The organism is Micromonospora sp. CV4, from assembly GCF_003667455.1.
Lineage (GTDB): Bacteria > Actinomycetota > Actinomycetes > Mycobacteriales > Micromonosporaceae > Micromonospora.
Window position 1 is genome coordinate 1 of the sequence record NZ_RCVI01000082.1, and the last position, 2,983, is coordinate 2,983.

Annotated in this window: 3 protein-coding genes and 1 pseudogene; 1 reads left to right on the forward strand and 3 read right to left on the reverse strand. The window is 76.2% G+C overall.

From position 1 onward, the window contains the following. The 3 genes and pseudogenes from EAD98_RS31125 to EAD98_RS00545 form a co-directional block, all read right to left on the reverse strand. Positions 1-236: pseudogene (locus EAD98_RS31125) on the reverse strand (hypothetical protein); the annotation flags it as partial. Positions 237-430: 194 nt separating this feature from the next. Beyond that, positions 431-817, reverse strand: a complete 387-nt coding sequence (locus EAD98_RS00540) for an FmdB family zinc ribbon protein (RefSeq protein ID WP_121652142.1) — start codon at positions 815-817, stop codon at positions 431-433. 62 nt (positions 818-879) lie between these two features. Beyond that, positions 880-1,557, reverse strand: coding sequence for a 5-formyltetrahydrofolate cyclo-ligase (locus EAD98_RS00545; protein WP_121652143.1), 678 nt, complete (start codon positions 1,555-1,557; stop codon positions 880-882). Positions 1,558-1,642: 85 nt separating this feature from the next. On the opposite strand from EAD98_RS00545, the gene EAD98_RS00550 reads away from it, so the two are divergent. Next, on the forward strand, positions 1,643-2,983 hold a 1,341-nt coding region (locus EAD98_RS00550; RefSeq protein ID WP_233583661.1), incomplete at its 3' end, for a HAMP domain-containing protein.

Consider the following 2,983-nt stretch of genomic DNA (forward strand, 5'->3'; position numbering starts at 1 on the left):
GGCCGGTCGACCACGCCGGTCGGCGGCGGCCCGTCGACCGGTCCCACGCTGGCCCGGCCGGGGGTCGGGGTGGCGCTCGTGGTCGGCGGGCAGCCGGTCGGGGTGTGCAGGACGGCGGCGGCCAGGCCGAGCAGCGCAGCGACCAGGCCGGCCCGGAGCAGGGTGCGACTGCCGGGCAGGGCGAGCCGCCGAAGTGGCCGTAACGCCCGAGCGGAGTCTGGATCGCCGGTCGCCATCTGCCGCCTCCCGTCGCGGGTGCCGCAGCGACACCCGTGGGCTGCAGGTTAGGCCGATCGGAGCCAGCTCAGCTGATCGTCCGCCGGTGCCTGTGGACAACCGGCCGGCCTGTGGACAACGCCCACCGACCGGCCGGACCTGCTATGACACGGGGACGACCACCTGCCCACCCGGGAAGCCGGCGGGCGGGCGGTCAGGACGCGGAGCTGGCCGCCGGGGCCTTGCCACCGCTCGACCCGCCGGACGACGAGCCGGACGACGACGAGCCGGAGGACGACGACGAGCCGGACGACGAGGACGTCGACCCGGTCGAACCCGACGACGACCCGGAGTCTCCACCCGAGGACGACTCGGACTTGGCCGGCTTGCTCGCCGTGCCGCCGGCCGAGGTCTCGGAGCCGGACGCCCGGGAGTCGGTGCGGTAGAAGCCCGAGCCCTTGAAGACGATGCCGACCGAGTTGAAGACCTTGCGCAGCCGCCCCGCACACGTCGGGCACTCGGTCAGCGGCGCGTCAGAGAAGGACTGGACCGCCTCGAGCTGGTGACCGCACGCGGTGCAGGCGTACTGGTACGTGGGCACGTTCTCCTCCGGATCTGGGCTCAGCCAGTTGGCACTCGACCTATTCGAGTGCCAATGGTGCGTCATTCGCCCCGGGTTCGTCCAGCGGACGTGTGGGGCGCGACACCATGCGCCGCTCCCGGGCCGTCGTCAAGCGTACGCACCCCGTCGGCAGGGGTGACGATCGCGCGGACCGGTCGGTCGTGCGGCTCCACCGGCAGCGCCTCGACCAGCTCGCCGTCGTGCAGCGGGACCACGGTCAGCGTCGCCGTGGGCACCCGGGCGAGCGCCCGGTCGTACGAGCCACCGCCGCGGCCCAGCCGCCGGCCGCGCCGGTCGACCGCCAGCGCCGGAACGACCACCAGGTCCGCGCCGGTCACCGCGGCCACCCCGAACCGGGGTCCGACCGGCTCCCGGATACCCCGGCCGGCCGCGATCATGGCGTCCGGCCCGGTGTACGCCGCCCAGTCCAGATCAAGGTCGGCGAGGAGCACCGGCAGCAGCAGCTCGGCGTCGGCCGGCAACGCCGCCCGCAGCACCTCCGGCAGGTCCGCCCCGCCCGGCTCGGAGCCGACCGGCACGTACGCCGTCATCCGCCGCGGGCGCAGCCGGCGTACCAGCGCGACCAGCTCGGCCTGGACGCGCCCGGCGGCGGCGGCCCGGGCCGGACCGCTCAGCGCCCGGCGTCGGGCGAGCAGCTCGGCGCGGGTGTCCCGCTTCGCCACCCGGGTCACTTCCGCTTCATCAGAAAATTCCGGCACGCAACACTCCTGACGCAACGCCTCTCCCACGGTTGCTCTGTGTCAGCATCGCAAGCAACGACAGCGGACCGTCCGGGGGGACCGAGTGACGCTACGCGGGCGGTTGACGGCAGCCTTCCTCGTGGTGGTGCTCGGGCCGGTCCTGCTCGGCGCGTTCTTCGTCGCCTCCACCGTCGCCGCCGTCGACCGCAGCCGCTCCACCGAGCGCCTCGCCGTGGCGGCGTCCACCGTGCGTACCTCGGTCGACGCGCTCTGCCAGCAGTTGCGCGCCACCGCCGACGCGGTGGCCCTCACCGGCGACCCGGCCGGCGCCGCCGCCCAGCTGGTCGGCCGAGGGCTGGCCGCCGGAGTGCTGATCACCGACGTGTCCGGCCAGGTCACCTACGCCTCGCCCGGAGCGCCGGCGACCCCCTGGCGCGAGTGCGGCGGCCCGGCCGCGCCGTCCGGCCCGGTCCGCGCCGTGGCCGCCCGGGTCGACCTGCGCGACCGCGCCGGGACCCTGCTGGGCACGGTGGCCGCCGCGCAGGTTGTCGACCCGGCCTTCGTGGCCCGGCTGGCGGCGGTGACCGGGGTGGCGGTCACGCTGCTCGACGGCGGTGCCAGCGCCGCGCGGGTCACCCACACCACCGAATCCCGCGCGGTACGCGACGCCGTGCTGGCCGCGGCCATCGCCACCGACGGCGACCAGGTCACCGAGACCACCGAGGGCCGGTACGTGCGACGCATCGGACCGTCCTCCGGGCAGCCGCTGCCGCTGGTGCTCTCCGTGGCGAGCGAGCAGCCACCCGCGCTGCACGTCACGTTGGTCGGCGTGGTCGTGCTGGCCGGGCTGCTCGCCGTGCTGGCCGCCTGGCGACTGGCCCGGGTGACCACCCGGCCGCTGGTGGAGCTGGCCGGCGCGGTGGACCGGGTGGCGCACGGCGACCTGACCGCCCGGGTGCCGGTGCGCACCCGGGACGAACTGGGCCGGCTGGCCGCCGCGTTCAACCGGATGACCCGGGAGACCGGGTCGTACGTCGCGGCGCTGACCAGCAGCCGGGACCAGTTGCGCGGGCACCTCGCGGTCCTGGGGGACACCCTGGCCAGCACGCACGACCTGCAACGCATCCTGCGGGTGATCCTGCACAGCGCCATCGCGGCCACCGGGGCGCGGGCCGGAGCGGTGCTGCTGGTGGAGACCGGTGGGGTGCTGGTCGCACAGTGCACCGAGGGGCTGGACGGGCGTTGGCCGGAGGGGGACGGAACGGAGACGCTGCGGGTGCCGGTGGGCGTCGGGGTCGTCGGCGCTGTCGCCGCCACCGGGGAGCCCCAGCGGGGGCGGGTGGAGCCGACCGAGGCCCCGGCGGGTGAGCCGCGCTGCCGCACGTACGTCGCGATCCCCTCCGCCGCCCCGGGCGGCGGCGCCACCGCCACCCCGGGCGGGCCC